This window comes from Brenneria rubrifaciens (assembly GCF_005484945.1).
In the GTDB taxonomy this organism is placed as follows: Bacteria; Pseudomonadota; Gammaproteobacteria; order Enterobacterales; family Enterobacteriaceae; genus Brenneria; species Brenneria rubrifaciens.
Map to the genome: position 1 here is coordinate 830,034 of NZ_CP034035.1, position 16,212 is coordinate 846,245.

Here is a 16,212-nt window from a genome sequence, read left to right on the forward strand (position 1 = left end):
ACCTTTACTGTGAGGATAGTACGAACTCAAGTACACTGTGGTTGGATAAATATGAGGTAACAGATGGCATTAAAAGCAACGGTTTACAAGGCAACGATTAATATCGCGGACATGGATCGCCATTTTTTCCATGACGCCAGCCTCACTATCGCCCAACACCCTTCGGAAACAGAGCAGCGGATGATGCTGCGTTTGCTGGCCTGGATCTGCCATGCGGATGAAAATTTGCGTTTCACCAAAGGCTTAAGCGCCGACGATGAGCCGGAAATCTGGTTGCGTAATGACACAATGGAACTGGAGTTGTGGATTGAGCTGGGTTTGCCGGATGAAAGACGCTTGAAAAAAGCCTGCAACCAATCCCGCTCTGTCGTTCTGTATGCCTACAGCGACCGCGCCGGGCAGGTGTGGCGGCAAAACATTGCCGATAAAATCGCCGGGTATAAAAACCTGACCGTTCGTTTTCTCGACGATTGCCAACTGACCCAGCTTGCTGCGCTGGCCCAGCGTAACATGACGCTACAGGCGACGTTGCAGGAGGGCACGATCTGGTTGTCAGATGATAAGAATAGTCTGGAAATCACTTTTGCCGACTGGCAACTTGCCCGGAAATAGCCGGGATGATGAAAAGGCGGGCGAAATAGCGTGGAAATGGATACGTAAGGGCGCGGTGATCTACGGGTGGAATAAGTCTGTGAAATGATAAAGGCGCTGAGAGGCTCAGCGCCTTTTTGAAATCGTCCCGCTTACATCATTCTCTTCAACCGATACAGCCAGTCCAATGCTTGACGCGGCGTTAACGCGTCTGGATCAATCGACTCTAATGCTTCCAGCGCAGGCGACGGTTCTTCATTCCCCAGCAATGCCAACTGTGCGCCATCAATATGGCTGGCAGAGGCGTTGTTGGATAACGTTTCCAGCTCTTTGAGCTTTTGGCGCGCCCGTTTAATAACCTCTTTCGGCACGCCCGCCAATGCCGCTACCGCCAACCCATAGCTTTTGCTGGCGGCGCCGTCCTGAACGCTGTGCATAAAGGCGATCGTGTCGCCATGTTCCCTCGCATCCAGATGCACATTGACCACGCCTTCCATTTTTTCAGGCAGGTTGGTCAGCTCGAAGTAGTGGGTGGCGAATAGCGTCATGGCTTTGATGCGATTAGCCAGATTTTCGGCACAGGCCCAGGCTAACGATAAACCATCATAGGTTGAGGTTCCTCGGCCGATCTCGTCCATCAGGACCAGACTGTGTTCCGTTGCGTTATGCAGGATATTGGCGGTTTCCGTCATTTCCACCATAAAGGTTGAACGACCGGAGGCCAGATCGTCCGCCGCGCCGACGCGGGTGAAAATGCGATCCACCGGGCCGATAACGGCTTGATCGGCGGGAACGAAGCAACCAATATGCGCCATCAGGACGATCAGCGCCGCCTGACGCATATAGGTACTTTTTCCGCCCATATTTGGACCGGTAACAATCAGCATACGGCGCTGAGGGGAAAGTGATAGCGGATTGGAGATAAAAGGCTCGCTGAGAACCTGTTCCACCACGGGATGGCGGCCGCCGACAATCCTGATGCCGGGTTTATCGCTGAGTGCCGGACATACGTAGTTCAGCGTTTCCGCCCGCTCCGCCAGATTCGTCAGCACATCCAGTTCGGCGAGCGCCGCCGCGCTTTGCTGGAGTTCGGCCAGATGGGGCAGCAGCAGATCGAACAGCTCATCATAGAGGGCTTTCTCCAATGCCAGCGCCTTGCCTTTGGAGGTCAGCACCTTGTCTTCGTATTCTTTCAGTTCAGGAATGATATAGCGTTCGGCATTTTTCAGCGTCTGTCGACGTACATAATGTATGGGAACCAGATGGCTTTGGCCGCGGCTGACCTGAATGTAGTAGCCATGTACGCCGTTAAAACCGACTTTGAGCGTATCCAGCCCCAGTTTTTCCCGCTCGCGGATTTCGAGCCTGTCGAGATAATCACTGGCGCCGTCGGCCAGCGCTCGCCACTCATCCAGTTCGGCATGGTAACCTGGCGCAATCACGCCGCCGTCACGAACCAGCACCGGCGGCGTCTCGACAATGGCGCGTTCAAGCAGATCCCGCAGCTCATCGAATTGCCCAATCTGGCTGGCTAACTGGCGGGTAGCGTCCGTTTCCAACGGAGCCAACTGCGCACGGATATCGGGTAAATACTGGAAAGCATGACGCATGCGCGCCAGGTCGCGCGGTCGGGCGGTACGAAGCGCCAGACGCGCCAGAACACGCTCCAGATCCCCCACCTGACGCAGAGAAGGCTGCAATGTCGGGATGATCGCTTGTAGCGTGCTGATGGCCTGCTGACGCTGCGTTAACGCGGCAATATCCCGGCTGGGCGTATGGAGCCAGCGTTTCAACATCCTGCTACCCATCGGCGTCACGGTGCAATCGAGCACCGCCGCTAAGGTATTTTCCGTTCCGCCGGACAGATTCTGAGTCAGTTCCAGATTACGCCGTGTGGCGGCATCCATGATGATGCCATCCTGCTGACGCTCCATGGTGATGCCACGGATATGCGGCAGTGAGGTGCGCTGAGTATCTTTGGCGTATTGCAGCAGGCAACCTGCTGCGCGCAGCGCCAGCTTCGCCTGCTCAACGCCGAATCCGGTGAGATCGCGCGTACCAAATTGAAGATTGAGCTGCTGACGGGCGGTATCCAGTTCAAATTCCCACAACGGACGGCGGCGCAACCCGTGACGCTGCTCGATCAACGGCATGGATTCAAACGATTCGGGATAAAGGAGTTCAGCCGGATTAGTTCGTTGCAGTTCGGCCGCCATCGTTTCACGGTCGGCGGGTTCGGTGACGCGAAAACGACCGGAACTGATATCCAACGTCGCATAGCCAAACCCACGCTCATCCTGCCAAATGGCGGCTAACAGGTTGTCCTGTTTTTCCTGCAACAGCGCTTCGTCACTGATGGTGCCGGGCGTCACGATGCGCACCACTTTGCGTTCTACCGGTCCTTTGCTGGTGGCAGGGTCGCCGATCTGCTCGCAAATGGCGACCGATTCGCCCAACTGCACCAGTTTTGCAAGATAATTCTCGACGGAGTGATGGGGAACGCCCGCCATAGGAATAGGCTCACCGGCAGAGGCGCCGCGTTTGGTCAGGGAAATATCCAGAAGCTGAGATGCCCGTTTGGCATCGTCATAGAACAGCTCATAAAAATCACCCATACGGTAAAACAGCAGAATTTCAGGATGTTGTGTCTTCAGCTTAAAGTACTGCTGCATCATCGGCGTGTGGGCGGTGAAGTCCTTGTCTGTGGCTTCATTCATATTGATTTTACTCGATTTTTACTCTATCTGTTAACTCAGGTGGCCGCTTATAAAATCGTTAAAAACCCACCTGACTCCATAAATTTGTATACTAGATAAGATGTGATATCCATCCTGCCTGAGTGATATACATTTGGATTGCATTGATGAAAGCGACACTCAATTAATCTATTCTAATTAATAAGTTATCTGTTGATGTGAAGCCAGCCTTCGATCCCGAAGGGCATATCATCTACGTTCCCAACCCAGGGCGAAAACCCTATGTTATCACCGATAACCAGCGTGGTTCACCCATAGGCTTTGGTGTACAGCGCCACGAAAAAACCTACATCATCCAGCACCGTATGGATACCGGTCAAAGAACAGCTACCGGAGGCAAAGCACCACAGGAAGTTATCAGAGCCGCGATTGGAAATGTATCTGATTTTGCCAATATTGATCAGGCACGCGAAACGGCTCGCAAATTTGCCCAGACGATGAAGCAAACGAAGCAAAGCCCAAATGCGATCAGAAAAGAAATCAATGTGGCTGATTATCCCTTCTGCCCAAACTCAAACCGCCAAACCATCCCATCCCGGTTAGCATCAAGAAGATCAGCCCGCTGTTGCAGCCTCAGCCGGGCTGTTCGAGATGCTCGGCCTTTTGGTTCTGAGATGCTTGAACACTACCACTTCGATATATGCTTTGATGTGCATTATGATGTATGTAATAAAAGACGCTTTCAGGTAATCTATGGAACGCATTCTCGCATAAAAAATTTATCAATATTAAAGAGTTGAGAAAAAACCCAGCGAAGTATTTTATTGATGAACCGGTTGCCGTTCTCTCTAACAACCGACCCGCTGGCTACATGGTCAGTGCAAAAGTGTTTGAAGAGCTGATCGATCTTTTAGAAGAGAAGCAGGTCAGGGTTCATACCGTTGTACATTTCAGGCCGTCGGCTGAACGTTAAGTGATATTGCGCATAATGGGCAGAAACTGCTACAAAACGCCTCTGGCAAGGATTCTGAGCGAGTCACGGAATGAGCATCAGCATTTTCAAGTCAACGCTGATCCGTCAACAATTGAGCCAGCAAGAGCTTGATGATTTGGCGGCGGATTTTCTGTCCTATAAAAAGGACGGTGTGTTGCCAGATACCTTTGGTCGTGATGCACCCTATGATGGATGACCGTGCCTATCCTTTGGTAAAAGAAGAGCAGGTGGCTCACATTCACCTTGCCGATGCGGATGCCCCTTTTCCTAAGTTTTAACGTCAGTTCAAACGAACCAGCGATCAGGCTCATTTGGTATACTGCCAAGGTGCGATGGGTCCCCATGCCTGCTGATTATCATCCTGAAACCCGAAGCGCATAAAATGGCGCGTAACAATAACCCTATGCACAAGATCGGGATGATAGCCGAAGCGTTCAGGATGAAGTATTAAGTCGGCTACAAAATGCTCTCGTAAACAGGACGCAAACTCCATTGGGTGTATCATCAAGATGAAACAGAGTATTAAGTAATACAATCAATAAAATAAACAACAGGCATTGTTCATTTTATTACCATTAAATCAATAAGTTATACCATTTCTTCCTTCTTTTATTCCGGTTTTTTGCTTCATGTAAGCGCTCGAGCATAACTAATCAAAGGTTAAAGGTTTGACGGCAGAGCAGGACGTATTCGCTACACATATTGGTGGTGCTTTCGTACATGCTTGCCCCGGAGCTGGAAAAACTCGCAAAAATATTTCTCGTTGCGGACACGTTGCTACCGCATTGAGACGATACTCTCTTTTACGGATTCTGCCATTGACGAATTTCGGAAATGTTGTTGGGGCGGAGGACTCTCATTCATCACAATGTCGTCATGTTATGCAACGTTTTACTGTGTCGGAACACTCAACACTTACAGGCGGTTTCGCGAATTCAAATGAGTCATGTGTATGAGGGTAGGATCAAGAATAGGGCTATTGGACGTTGGCGGACCATCAGGCGAGGGACGGCAAAGCACATCGGGTAACCAGACAAGACGATTGACAAGATCGGCGGCGCAGCGCCTTGCTGCGCAACAGACGACAGTGCATTCTGTCGTGGAGTTTGGCACATCCCAATTACGCGATGAGGATCGCCCGTATAAAAAACGGTTGTCGATTCGGAACCTGTCGGAAGCACCACAGGGAACTAACGGGCCACCGCTAGGTGTAGAGGCGGGCGAGGCGCAAAGCAGTTCAACTCGGAAGAATGCTAAGTCGAATGTAGAAAAAGATCTGTGGCATGACAGTCAGCAGCGGCGCGAAGAGTTTGGCGGTTTGTTATCGGCCTATAACCGCTCCTTATCCGGGCCGGCCTTCCTAAAAGTGATCCGTCAACTAACAGATGCCGCTCAGCCGCTTAATAACGTGCGACTGCCCACGGAGCGTGACGATATTCGGCTCTATTCTGTTTTCGTACCGGGAAGTGAGGACAACGTTTATGTGCTGCGTCGTGATACCGGTGGCGAATTACGCGATCTTCGTCGGCTGAGTCGGCCAGACGATGAAAAAGAGTTACGCGGACTGATGGCGCAGATGGAAAAAAGTGCATTCCAGTCTTATGGCTTAGCGGCTGCGGCGCGTGGCAAATCAACGAATCATCCGCATCTAAGCGATCTATGGATTAGCAACAAACGTAGGCAAGAGTTTCAGCCATTATACGCCGCTTACCGGAAGTTGCCGGGCAAACTCGATGTAACGGGCAGCCATTTTCTCGATACCTTGTACAAATTGACTATCGAGGAGGAAAAGCGTGGTTCAGGTCAGAAAACCGACGTGGCGGACATCCGATTGTTCACGATCCGGGTGCCCGGTACGCCGAACGCAGTGCAGGTTCTGCGTAGGCTTGATGCGTCTGGCGGCCTGGCGGATATCCGATTAGCTTCGCAAACCTCGTTAGAAGAAACTCTCGACCAGATGGCCGATTCACGCCGCAACTCTGCATCAAAGGTGTTATCGGGGCCGCGCAAAGAGCGCAGAGATAGATATCAGCTAAACTTATGGAAAAAACATCTCGCGCCTCGACTGGCTGACGAGTGGGCGCGTTTTCGGCGTACGCAATCGATGGGCGATGCGGTTGACTCGATGGTGTTTATCCGGCACTTGAATGAACTGTGCGATAAAAATCCCGGCGATATGGCGGATAGACGATTTGGTATTACCCGTCACACTATTACGCCAATAGGCAGTTCACAGCCTATTACGGTGCTGCGGCGTAAATCGGACGGCGAACCAGCCCGCTTGCGGGTGGTTGACAGCGATTACTCTGAACGTGAAGCGATACGGTCGCTGCGTCTTATCGGTCCCAAGCGTAAGATGGAGGCTGCTGCTGACGAAGTACCAAGTAAGCGGCGCAATATCCTGGTGAATCAGCGTCAACCACGAGAAGCATCGGCGGACAACCGGTCTTCAAATGTCGTACCGGGACGGCAGGTGCATCGGATCACGGTCTCGCAGCAGTATAAGGAGAAAACAGTTGATGTCACCCATCTCATCACCGGTTCGGTCGGACGCTTATCTGGCGGGCCACGCGCACTGGAATCGGCGTACGCCAATAGCGCGTCGCTCATCAAAGCGCCGCGTTCCTATGCCGGTGAGCGAGAGCGTCAGGTACTGCGCTGGCTGAGTTCAGTAATGCTGAACGCTTTTACCAGCGGAATGGAAGTTCAGGCGTACTATGACCGTGTGAGCGACGAAATATGGATTTCTTCAAATGCGCGCGGCACAAATCGTAAAATGAGAATGTTGTTGAACGAGAATGGGTTGCAAGGGGAACTGCAAAAACAACTTCAGGCAGCAAAAAGCAATCCGGATACTAATGATCGATGGCTGCGCCATGCAATGCGGCTTGAGAAAATGCTTAATGACCGTTCAGTTTGGCCCCCGGACGCGCAACCCGTGCTTGAAGCCATCGTCGCGAGACGTTTTCGGGTATCTTCGGAAAATTTTCACTTCAATGAAGGCGGGCAGCAAATTGACCTGCACGCCGAGCATCGGATAAAACGGGCGTTTGAAAATGCCACGGGCAGAATGCTGGAATCTGACCGTATCGTAGGCACCAAGCGCACCTGCGGCACCTGTGCCGAAGCGCTCCAGTTTTCCGACAGTCAGCAGCGCGGACCTTTCTGGCAAACCAGAGCGGCGAGCGCGTCTATCAATATAAAGGCAGCGATTAGGAACAATATTGCGAAAGGTATTCCGACCTATATTTCCCGCGATAGGAACGGGGCACTGAATCTGAACGTTTCGGATAGCGACTCTGATGCTTAGCATCGAATGATGATGTTTGACTGCGCGCTATGTCACGACGGATACCGCGCATTGAGTATGAAACGGCATTTAACATTGCCTATACTCGTTATGAAGACGGCATGGTGATGTTTCAGCATTTAATGCCGCGCTCAGAGGGGATGTTATCCAGTGGTGCGCTGTTAAATCGAATGCCGTCAAGAAGCCGTCAGTGTTATTGCGCCCACGCGTGATGCTGATTTTTATGGTCATTACGCGAAGCGAAATGATACAGGATGTCTTATCTGCTTCGGTGCAGTATTGTAAAAGCTAAGAGCCTTGATTGTTCTGTCTGCCGATAAGTTATATTGATCCTGAATAATACACGGCTGAACATACGATAAATAGCATGCTATCTAACCCTGAAATTAGCGTGGCCGATGCATTCAGAGTGAAGTATTCATTGTCTTAACACCCTCTGTGGACTTTGAAATTTATTTCTTCGTGCTGTTTTCATTATTATGTAACTTAAAAAGTTTAGTTAACGGTGAAAAAGCATAAAAGGCGGCTCACATGGTTTCCGGCAAACAATATCAGAGCCTGCGGTGTTCGCCGGGGCATGAATTCAAAGGCTTTTCAGGAATGCATGCAAATCTTGATTCAACTGGTCGGAATGAGTGGCGGCAAAGCCGTGAGGCGCGCCTTCGTAGATTTTCAATTGTGCTTGTTTGATCATGTCCGCCGCAAGCTTACCGGTGGCTTCAAATGGAACAACCTGATCGGCATCGCCGTGGATGATCAGCGTCGGAACATCGATCTTTGCTATGTCAGGGCGGAAATCCGTTTCGGAAAAGGCGGTAACACAATCTATTGTGCCTTTCAGTGACGCCAGTAGCGCAATATTCAGTGTTTGAGTCAGCACGCCCTGTGACACGTCAGTTCCTTTGTTCAGGCCATAGAAGGCGGTTGTAAAGTCGCTGATAAACTGGGCGCGATCTTTACGCAGCCCGTGCCTGATATCATCAAATACGCTTTTTTCAACGCCCTCGGGATGATCGTCCGTTTTGATAAAAATCGGCGTAACGGAGCCAAGCAGTGCCAGGCCATCAATATATTTTGTCCCGTAGCGGGAGATATAGCGCGTTACATCACCGCCGCCCATTGAAAAACCAACCAGTGTGACATCCTGAAGGTTTAAATGATGGATTAACTGGTTGATATCATCAGCAAAGGTATCGTAATTGTAGCCTGCCCAAGGCTGCCCGGAACGCCCAAAACCACGGCGGTCGAATGCAATGCTGCGGTAACCGCGTTCAGCGAAATAATTGAGTTGGTAGTCCCACATATCGGCATCAAGCGGCCAGCCGTGACTAAAAAGAATAGGTTTGCCCGCGCCCCAGTCTTTGAAATAAATCTGTGTGCCATCTTGTGTAGTAAAGGTGCTCATCTCTTTTTCTCCTTCTCTGCGTAGCAGAGTTTGTCAGATTTCAGGTTCAATACTTAAGCCTTGGTGAGTGACAGAGATAAGGCAAGTTTTTTGCCGATTATTTTATGGTAGGGCGAGGGTTATATTACTTACCCACCCGCTTTTCAGATGGCGCCCCGACTTACTTCAGTGAAAATAATTAAATAGAGATGTGCTGGAAATCAAATATTACTAATGTTGTTTTACATCCGTTCGATTAACCTTACCTGTCGATGACAATACTATACACTTTCCTTGTTATATTTTATTTACTCCTTGTCAATACATTACCTCCCTGTGAATGTTGTGTTAATCACCCTTGTCATTAGAATGACCTTTCCCGCCTTGTGCGGGATTTTTTTATCTTAAATTCGAAAATAACGGATAAAGTAATAAATCAGTCTTTGTGCCTGTAATATGTTGAAATAAACACTGTGATCTTATAAAAAAAGAAGACTCGTATTGCCTTAATGGTAACGAGTGACACGCTTAGATAATCATATGATTATTTGAAATAAAAGGTTTCAGAGGCGCAAGCTTTAATTCAATGATAGTTTTTCACGATCTCCAACGTGCCATTGATAATGAACTGAACACCCATGCATACCAGTAGAAAACCCATTAGTCGCGAAATTGCTTCGATGCCGCCTTTTCCTACCAATTTAATAATCAGATGAGAACTCTTCAGCGTCAGCCACAAGATAAAACTCACCAGCATAAAGGTCAGTATGGGCGCGACCATAACAACCCAGGGCGTAAGGTCGACACCACTTTTGATTTGTGAAGCAGTACTGATGATAAGGGCTATTGTCCCCGGACCGGCCGTGCTGGGCATTGCCAGAGGGACGAAAGCGATATTGACTGTATTGGCCACGCGGCTGTCATTTATTTCATCCGTCTTGCTCTTGACTTCAGGGATGTGCTCTGGTTTTTGCTGGGGAAAAAGCATGCTAAAGCCGATAAACGCCACGATCAATCCCCCGGCAATGCGCAAGCCAGGAATCGAAATACCGAAAGTATTCATCACTAACTGACCGCCATAGAATGCGACGGTCATGATGATAAAAACGTACAATGAAGTCTGAAATATTTGTCGATTCTGTTCGCCCTGACTCATGTCTTTGGTCAGTCCCAAGAACACGGCGATAGTTGTGAGGGGGTTCGCGAGAGGTAAAATAAGGACTAAACCAAGACCGATAGTTTGAATCAATTCCAGCATTTGAATTCCTCTGAAAGATAGAAAACCATGCAATATTAAAGATGTTCATCCATGAGGGAAAAGGTGGCGCCATGCTGTACCTTTTCAAGCGGAACCGTCATTTTCAGCTAGATTTTTGAAGCGTTGAAGCGTTTTTGTCAGCATATCCTTGGACAATATATCGAACATCTGGCTGATTTTTTTCCCCAGAAAACCGCCGGGGGGATCGAAGCGGATCATCAGCGTGACTTCGGTGCCTGTGCCTGACGGCGCGGATTTGAACGACAGTCGGCCTTCATTGGGAATACGAGCGCCTTCGAGGGAGCGCCAGTGGATGTACTCACCACTTTTTTCATCAACGATCCGTGCCTGCCATTCAATGAGGGCGCCAAACGGCGTGTTAACACGCCAGCGCGAATCGGTGTTATTTAGAATGTCGATGGTCGCAAAATGATTCATCAACACTGGCAACGTTTCCGGTTTGCGCCAGAGCGCAAACAGCGTTTCCGCAGAACGATCAATCGTGATGCTGCTGCGAATTTCATCTGAATCTTTTCCGTTTTTGATGCCAATATTTTTAAGAAAAGAGGGGCGCACCAGAAATCCTCCCTATGGATTTTTAGCCCTAAAGGGCATTTTTCATGCATTCTGACTGATATTGGCGATGAAGCAAAGTCAGAAGACACATTAGGTGGAGTCAGGTACTTCTGTTTGTGTCTTGCAGGGAGTCGTCTGGGGCGCTTAGACATTGCGTTGCTGTTTTTATAAAAAGGCTAAGCATCAACAGGCTCAATTTTATGTAACGTCTTTTTTCCTTTGCGGTGGGCATCGCACATCAGGCGTCAAACCCGCTTTTATAAGGAAAAGTGTTACCCTTATTCATTCCCTCCTCATTAAGATGATTCGGCAATGACGGAAACTGACATTTCACAGTTAAGCAGTCTGGTTGGCGATCGCCTCAAGGCGCGTGGTGCAAAGGTTACTTGTGCGGAGTCCTGTACAGGCGGGTGGTTGGCGAAAGTTATCACCGATGTTGCTGGCAGCTCTGAGTGGTTTGATTATGGTTTTGTGACGTACAGTAATCAGGCTAAACAGGATTTGGTGCGCGTTAATGAAAGCACGCTTTCCCAATATGGTGCGGTGAGTGCCGAAGTGGTTGGGGAGATGGCGGCGGGGGCATTACGCGCAGCCAGAGCGGATTTTGCCGTCTCGGTCAGTGGTATTGCCGGCCCTGATGGAGGCTCTGCTGAAAAGCCCGTCGGGACAGTCTGGTTCGGTTTTACCGACAGTCAGGGATTCACCGTCACCCGTAAGGTGTTGTTCAGCGGAGACCGAAATGACGTGCGCTTGCAATCGGTGCGCTTTGCATTACAAACGTTGTTGGATGAGTTTCTGCAAAAATAACCTTGATGCTGTATGTGTATACAGTATAATGTCAGTGATTAATTCGACAATCCATGATTAAGCGACCGCGTAGAGACAGCTTTACGCCGCGTGACAGGAGTAGAAATGGCTATTGATGAGAACAAACAAAAGGCTCTGGCGGCAGCGCTGGGCCAGATCGAAAAACAATTTGGTAAAGGTTCTATCATGCGTTTGGGCGAAGATCGCTCAATGGATGTTGAAACAATTTCTACCGGTTCTCTGTCTCTGGACATCGCATTGGGAGCGGGGGGGCTGCCGATGGGCCGTATCGTTGAGATTTATGGCCCGGAGTCATCAGGTAAAACCACGCTGACTTTGCAGGTTATCGCCGCGGCCCAGCGTGAAGGTAAAACTTGTGCGTTTATTGATGCCGAGCATGCGCTGGACCCGATTTACGCTAAAAAGCTTGGTGTTGATATTGATAACCTGCTGTGTTCTCAGCCGGATACCGGCGAGCAGGCGCTGGAAATTTGTGATGCGCTGACACGTTCTGGCGCAGTGGATGTCATCATTGTCGACTCGGTTGCTGCGCTAACGCCTAAAGCGGAAATTGAAGGTGAAATCGGTGATTCGCATATGGGGCTTGCCGCTCGGATGATGAGTCAGGCAATGCGTAAACTCGCGGGTAACCTGAAACAGGCCAATACGCTGTTGATTTTCATCAACCAGATTCGTATGAAGATTGGTGTCATGTTCGGCAACCCTGAAACCACTACAGGCGGTAATGCGCTGAAATTCTATGCTTCCGTGCGTCTGGATATTCGCCGTATTGGTTCCATCAAAGAGGGTGAGGAAGTTGTCGGTAGCGAAACCCGTGTGAAAGTGGTTAAAAACAAAGTGGCGGCGCCTTTCAAACAGGCTGAATTCCAGATTTTGTACGGTGAGGGGATCAACATTCACGGTGAACTGGTTGATTTGGGCGTTAAGCACAAGCTGATTGAAAAAGCGGGAGCTTGGTACAGTTATAACGGTGAAAAGATCGGCCAGGGCAAAGCGAATGCCTGCAATTTCCTGAGAGAAAACCCTGCCGTTGCTGCTGAACTGGATAAGAAACTGCGTGGAATGCTGCTGCATAAAGGTAATGAATCCTCTCCTGCAGCTGTCGGCGAGAATTACGATGAAGAAGTGGCGGGGGAAGGGCGCGAAGAGTTTTAATGTGCGGAGACTCATGTGGCATAACGTTGCTTACGGATTGGTGAGTGAGTAAACCATTACGTTATGCAATGAACGTGCTTGCTGTTCGCGAACATAGTGAAGCTGAGATACGCCGCAAGCTTGCGGCGTATCTGCGTAAATTTGCACCGACAGAAACCGGTTCAGATGATGTAACCGGAAACATTTCTGTCGAAGAAATCGAATCAGCCATACTCTACTGTACCGAACATGGCTGGCTGGATGATGAACGTTTTGCCCATCGTTATATCCGCAGTCGCAGCCGTAAGGGATATGGCGCACAGCGTATCAGAACGGAATTAGGCCAAAAAGGTATCGACAAAGGAACGATTGTCGCCGCTTTTAATGAATGTGATATTGACTGGTGTGAGCTGGCAAAGTCGGTAGCAGAACGAAAATTCGGGTATCCTCTACCTGTAGAATGGAAAGAAAAAGTAAAATTGCAGCGATATTTGCTATATCGTGGTTTTTTTCATGAAGAAATCCAATTCGTTTATGCGAATTTTTCAGATTGATGCATACGGGATTTTACTTCCCATCGAAGAAAATTTATCTTATTCCCACTTTTTGTTCGTGAGTTGCACGGTAGCGCCAGCATGCTGCACTAACCTTGCCCGCGATCTGTTCTTTTAGTTTGACTCCAGGACAATTATGAGCAAGAGCACCGCTGAGATCCGTCAAGCGTTTCTCGATTTTTTCCACAGTAAGGGACATCAGGTTGTTGATAGCAGTTCCCTGGTGCCGAATAACGACCCAACCCTGTTATTCACTAATGCGGGTATGAATCAGTTCAAAGACGTGTTTCTGGGACTGGATAAACGTGGCTATCTAAGAGCGACGACTTCGCAGCGCTGCGTGCGGGCGGGTGGTAAACATAACGACTTGGAAAATGTTGGTTATACCGCGCGCCATCATACTTTCTTCGAAATGTTGGGTAATTTCAGTTTTGGCGATTACTTTAAACAGGATGCAATCCATTACGCATGGGAACTGTTGACCGCACCAAAGTGGTTTAACCTGCCAAAAGAGAAATTGTGGGTAACGATATACGCCACGGATGACGAGGCCTATGATATTTGGGCAAATGAAATCGGCATCCCACATGAGCGCATCATTCGCATTGGAGACAATAAGGGCGAACCCTTTGCGTCAGATAATTTCTGGCAGATGGGCGACACCGGCCCTTGTGGTCCGTGTTCTGAAATTTTCTACGATCATGGCGACCATGTCGCCGGCGGCCCGCCAGGAAGCCATGATGAAGACGGCGATCGTTATATTGAGATCTGGAATCTCGTTTTCATGCAGTTTAACCGTCAGGCTGACGGTACGATGCTGCCGTTGCCCAAGCCTTCTGTTGATACCGGAATGGGGTTAGAGCGAGTTTCTGCTGTGTTGCAGCATGTGAACTCGAACTATGAGATCGATTTATTCAAGACGCTGATTGCTGCGGTAGCCAAAACAGTCTGTACGACTGACCTGGACAATAAATCGTTACGTGTTATTGCCGACCATATTCGCTCCTGTGCTTTCCTGATCGCCGATGGCGTAATACCTTCCAATGAAAACCGTGGCTACGTTCTGCGTCGTATTATTCGCCGCGCTGTTCGTCATGGCAATATGCTGGGGGCGACGGAAGCATTTTTCTATAAGCTGGTCGCACCGCTAATCGAGGTCATGGGTTCTGCGGCGACTGAACTAAAAAAACAGCAGTCGCAGGTTGAGCTAGCGCTCAAAACGGAAGAAGAGCAGTTTGCCCGGACGTTGGAGCGTGGTTTGTCATTGCTGGATGATGAGATCAAAAAACTGTCCGGTGACACGCTGGACGGCGAAACGGCTTTCAAACTTTATGATACCTATGGTTTCCCCATCGATCTCACGGCTGATGTGTGTCGTGAACGCGGTTTGAAGGTTGATGAGAAAGGATTTGACCTAGCGATGGAAGCTCAGCGTCAGCGTGCCCGTGAAGCCAGTGGCTTTGGTGTCGATTACAACAATGTTGTTCGCGTGGATGCATCAACCCCATTTTGTGGTTATGAGCAGACACGCCAGCAATCCACCGTTATTGCGATCTATCACGATGGCAAAGCGGTAGATCAGATTGAAGCGGGCGAAGAGGCCGTTGTTATTCTTGGTGAAACCCCATTTTATGGTGAATCTGGTGGGCAGGTTGGTGACAAAGGTGAATTAAAAAGCGCCAATGCGAGCTTTGCTGTTCAGGATACCCAGAAATATGGTAAGGCTATCGGTCATATTGGCAAGCTGACTCTGGGGACTCTGCGTATTAATGATAGCGTAGATGCTATTGTTGATAGTGAGCGGCGTGACCGTATTCGTTTGAATCACTCCGCCACTCACTTGCTGCATGCTGCACTGCGTCAGGTCTTAGGCAATCATGTCGCGCAGAGAGGCTCGTTGGTTAACGACAGCTATCTGCGTTTCGATTTCTCTCATACCGAAGCGATGAAACCTGAGCAGATCCGTCAGGTCGAAGATATCGTCAATACACAGATTCGTCGTAATCTCGCGGTACAAACCGATGTTATGGCGCTGTCTGATGCGAAAGATAAGGGTGCGATGGCGCTTTTCGGCGAGAAATATGACGCCCATGTTCGTGTGTTGATCATGGGTGATTTCTCTATCGAACTCTGCGGTGGAACGCACGCCAATCGTACGGGCGACATCGGTTTGTTCCAGATCGTTTCCGAATCCGGTACTGCTGCTGGTGTTCGGCGCATTGAAGCTGTGACGGGTGAAAAGGCCTTGTCCGCGTTACATCGCCAAAGTGATGTTTTGCAGGACATCGCTCAGCTTCTCAAAGGCGATAGCAACAATTTGGGTGACAAAGTCCGTTCTGTCATAGAGCGGACTCGTACACTGGAAAAAGAGCTTCAACAACTGAAAGCTCAACACGCTGCACAGGAAAGTTCTTCTCTTTCGGGTAAAGCGAAAGAAATCAACGGCACTAAACTGTTGGTCACTCAGTTGGATAATGTGGAGGCCAAGTTGCTTCGCTCCATGGTGGATGACCTGAAAAATCAGTTAGGGTCGGCCATCATTGTGTTAGCAACGACGGCAGAGGGTAAAGTCAGCCTGATCTCTGGCGTGACGAAAGATCTGACCGACCGCGTGAAAGCTGGAGAGTTGGTAGGATTCGTCGCCCAGCAGGTCGGCGGCAAAGGCGGCGGCCGTCCAGATATGGCTCAGGCGGGCGGTACTGACGCGGTGGCGCTACCTAGCGCATTAGCCAGTGTCGAAGCCTGGGTTACCGACAAGCTGTAAATTAACATTCGTGTTACCCAACAAAACGCCATGGCTGAAAAATTGGTTATGGCGTTTTTGTCTTGTTGGAAAGGTATCCGGCAAGCAAGATGAACAGTATGTCGCCTTTGGAAATTCTGAAGC

12 protein-coding genes and 1 pseudogene are annotated in these 16,212 nt (G+C 49.5%); 9 read left to right on the forward strand and 4 right to left on the reverse strand.

Features of this window, described 5'->3' with window-relative positions:
* Positions 1-63: 63 nt before the first annotated feature.
* Entirely contained in the window at positions 64-612 is a 549-nt protein-coding gene (locus EH207_RS03860; protein WP_137712819.1) for a YaeQ family protein, read from the forward strand.
* A gap of 131 nt (positions 613-743) precedes the next feature.
* On the opposite strand, the gene mutS is transcribed toward EH207_RS03860, so the two are convergent.
* A complete protein-coding gene (mutS, locus tag EH207_RS03865) occupies positions 744-3,308 on the reverse strand; it encodes a DNA mismatch repair protein MutS (protein WP_137712820.1) in 2,565 nt (854 codons plus the stop codon).
* A gap of 732 nt (positions 3,309-4,040) precedes the next feature.
* Here mutS and yafN point away from each other — a divergent pair.
* The 4 genes and pseudogenes from yafN (at position 4,041) to EH207_RS03880 (ending at position 7,591) form a co-directional block, all read left to right on the forward strand.
* Positions 4,041-4,334 (forward strand): annotated as a pseudogene (gene yafN / locus EH207_RS18535) (type I toxin-antitoxin system antitoxin YafN).
* Positions 4,331-4,477 (forward strand): hypothetical protein, encoded by a 147-nt coding sequence (locus tag EH207_RS18565; protein ID WP_377804900.1) that lies wholly within the window; start codon positions 4,331-4,333, stop codon positions 4,475-4,477. The pseudogene yafN and the gene EH207_RS18565 overlap by 4 nt, the downstream one beginning before the upstream one ends.
* A gap of 123 nt (positions 4,478-4,600) precedes the next feature.
* Positions 4,601-4,732, forward strand: a complete 132-nt coding sequence (locus EH207_RS18570) for a type II toxin-antitoxin system YafO family toxin (RefSeq protein WP_377805043.1) — start codon at positions 4,601-4,603, stop codon at positions 4,730-4,732.
* 501 nt (positions 4,733-5,233) lie between these two features.
* Positions 5,234-7,591 carry a hypothetical protein gene (locus EH207_RS03880; RefSeq protein ID WP_137712821.1) on the forward strand — a complete coding sequence of 786 codons (2,358 nt, stop codon included), beginning with the start codon at positions 5,234-5,236 and terminating at the stop codon, positions 7,589-7,591.
* Between the two features lie 583 nt (positions 7,592-8,174).
* Here EH207_RS03880 and EH207_RS03885 read toward each other — a convergent pair.
* The 3 genes from EH207_RS03885 to EH207_RS03895 all read right to left on the reverse strand — a co-directional run bounded on the left by EH207_RS03885 (position 8,175) and on the right by EH207_RS03895 (position 10,809).
* Entirely contained in the window at positions 8,175-8,996 is an 822-nt protein-coding gene (locus EH207_RS03885) for an alpha/beta fold hydrolase (RefSeq protein ID WP_137712822.1), read from the reverse strand.
* 562 nt (positions 8,997-9,558) lie between these two features.
* Entirely contained in the window at positions 9,559-10,233 is a 675-nt protein-coding gene (locus tag EH207_RS03890) for a MarC family NAAT transporter (RefSeq protein WP_137712823.1), read from the reverse strand.
* Between the two features lie 84 nt (positions 10,234-10,317).
* A complete protein-coding gene (locus EH207_RS03895; RefSeq protein ID WP_137712824.1) occupies positions 10,318-10,809 on the reverse strand; it encodes an SRPBCC family protein in 492 nt (163 codons plus the stop codon).
* A gap of 312 nt (positions 10,810-11,121) precedes the next feature.
* On the opposite strand from EH207_RS03895, the gene pncC reads away from it, so the two are divergent.
* From pncC to alaS, 4 genes are all read left to right on the forward strand, one after another.
* Positions 11,122-11,616: a nicotinamide-nucleotide amidase gene (gene pncC, locus EH207_RS03900; RefSeq protein WP_137712825.1), complete on the forward strand. Its 495-nt coding sequence runs from the start codon at positions 11,122-11,124 to the stop codon at positions 11,614-11,616.
* Positions 11,617-11,721: 105 nt separating this feature from the next.
* The gene (recA, locus tag EH207_RS03905; RefSeq protein WP_137712826.1) at positions 11,722-12,792 is read left to right on the forward strand and encodes a recombinase RecA; all 1,071 of its coding nucleotides are present in this window, start codon (positions 11,722-11,724) and stop codon (positions 12,790-12,792) included.
* Between the two features lie 44 nt (positions 12,793-12,836).
* The gene (recX, locus tag EH207_RS03910; RefSeq protein ID WP_137712827.1) at positions 12,837-13,325 is read left to right on the forward strand and encodes a recombination regulator RecX; all 489 of its coding nucleotides are present in this window, start codon (positions 12,837-12,839) and stop codon (positions 13,323-13,325) included.
* Between the two features lie 136 nt (positions 13,326-13,461).
* Positions 13,462-16,089, forward strand: coding sequence for an alanine--tRNA ligase (gene alaS, locus EH207_RS03915; RefSeq protein ID WP_137712828.1), 2,628 nt, complete (start codon positions 13,462-13,464; stop codon positions 16,087-16,089).
* Positions 16,090-16,212 lie beyond the last annotated feature (123 nt).

Bases quoted from the DNA above. Each gene is read 5' to 3' on its own strand.
- EH207_RS03880 (WP_137712821.1), top strand. From the start codon at position 5,234: ATGAGGGTAGGATCAAGAATAGGGCTATTGGACGTTGGCGGACCATCA.
- recA (WP_137712826.1), top strand. From the start codon at position 11,722: ATGGCTATTGATGAGAACAAACAAAAGGCTCTGGCGGCAGCGCTGGGC.
- alaS (WP_137712828.1), top strand. From the start codon at position 13,462: ATGAGCAAGAGCACCGCTGAGATCCGTCAAGCGTTTCTCGATTTTTTC.
- mutS (WP_137712820.1), bottom strand. From the start codon at position 3,308: ATGAATGAAGCCACAGACAAGGACTTCACCGCCCACACGCCGATGATG.
- pncC (WP_137712825.1), top strand. From the start codon at position 11,122: ATGACGGAAACTGACATTTCACAGTTAAGCAGTCTGGTTGGCGATCGC.
- EH207_RS03890 (WP_137712823.1), bottom strand. From the start codon at position 10,233: ATGCTGGAATTGATTCAAACTATCGGTCTTGGTTTAGTCCTTATTTTA.
- EH207_RS03885 (WP_137712822.1), bottom strand. From the start codon at position 8,996: ATGAGCACCTTTACTACACAAGATGGCACACAGATTTATTTCAAAGAC.
- EH207_RS03860 (WP_137712819.1), top strand. From the start codon at position 64: ATGGCATTAAAAGCAACGGTTTACAAGGCAACGATTAATATCGCGGAC.
- EH207_RS18565 (WP_377804900.1), top strand. From the start codon at position 4,331: ATGAGCATCAGCATTTTCAAGTCAACGCTGATCCGTCAACAATTGAGC.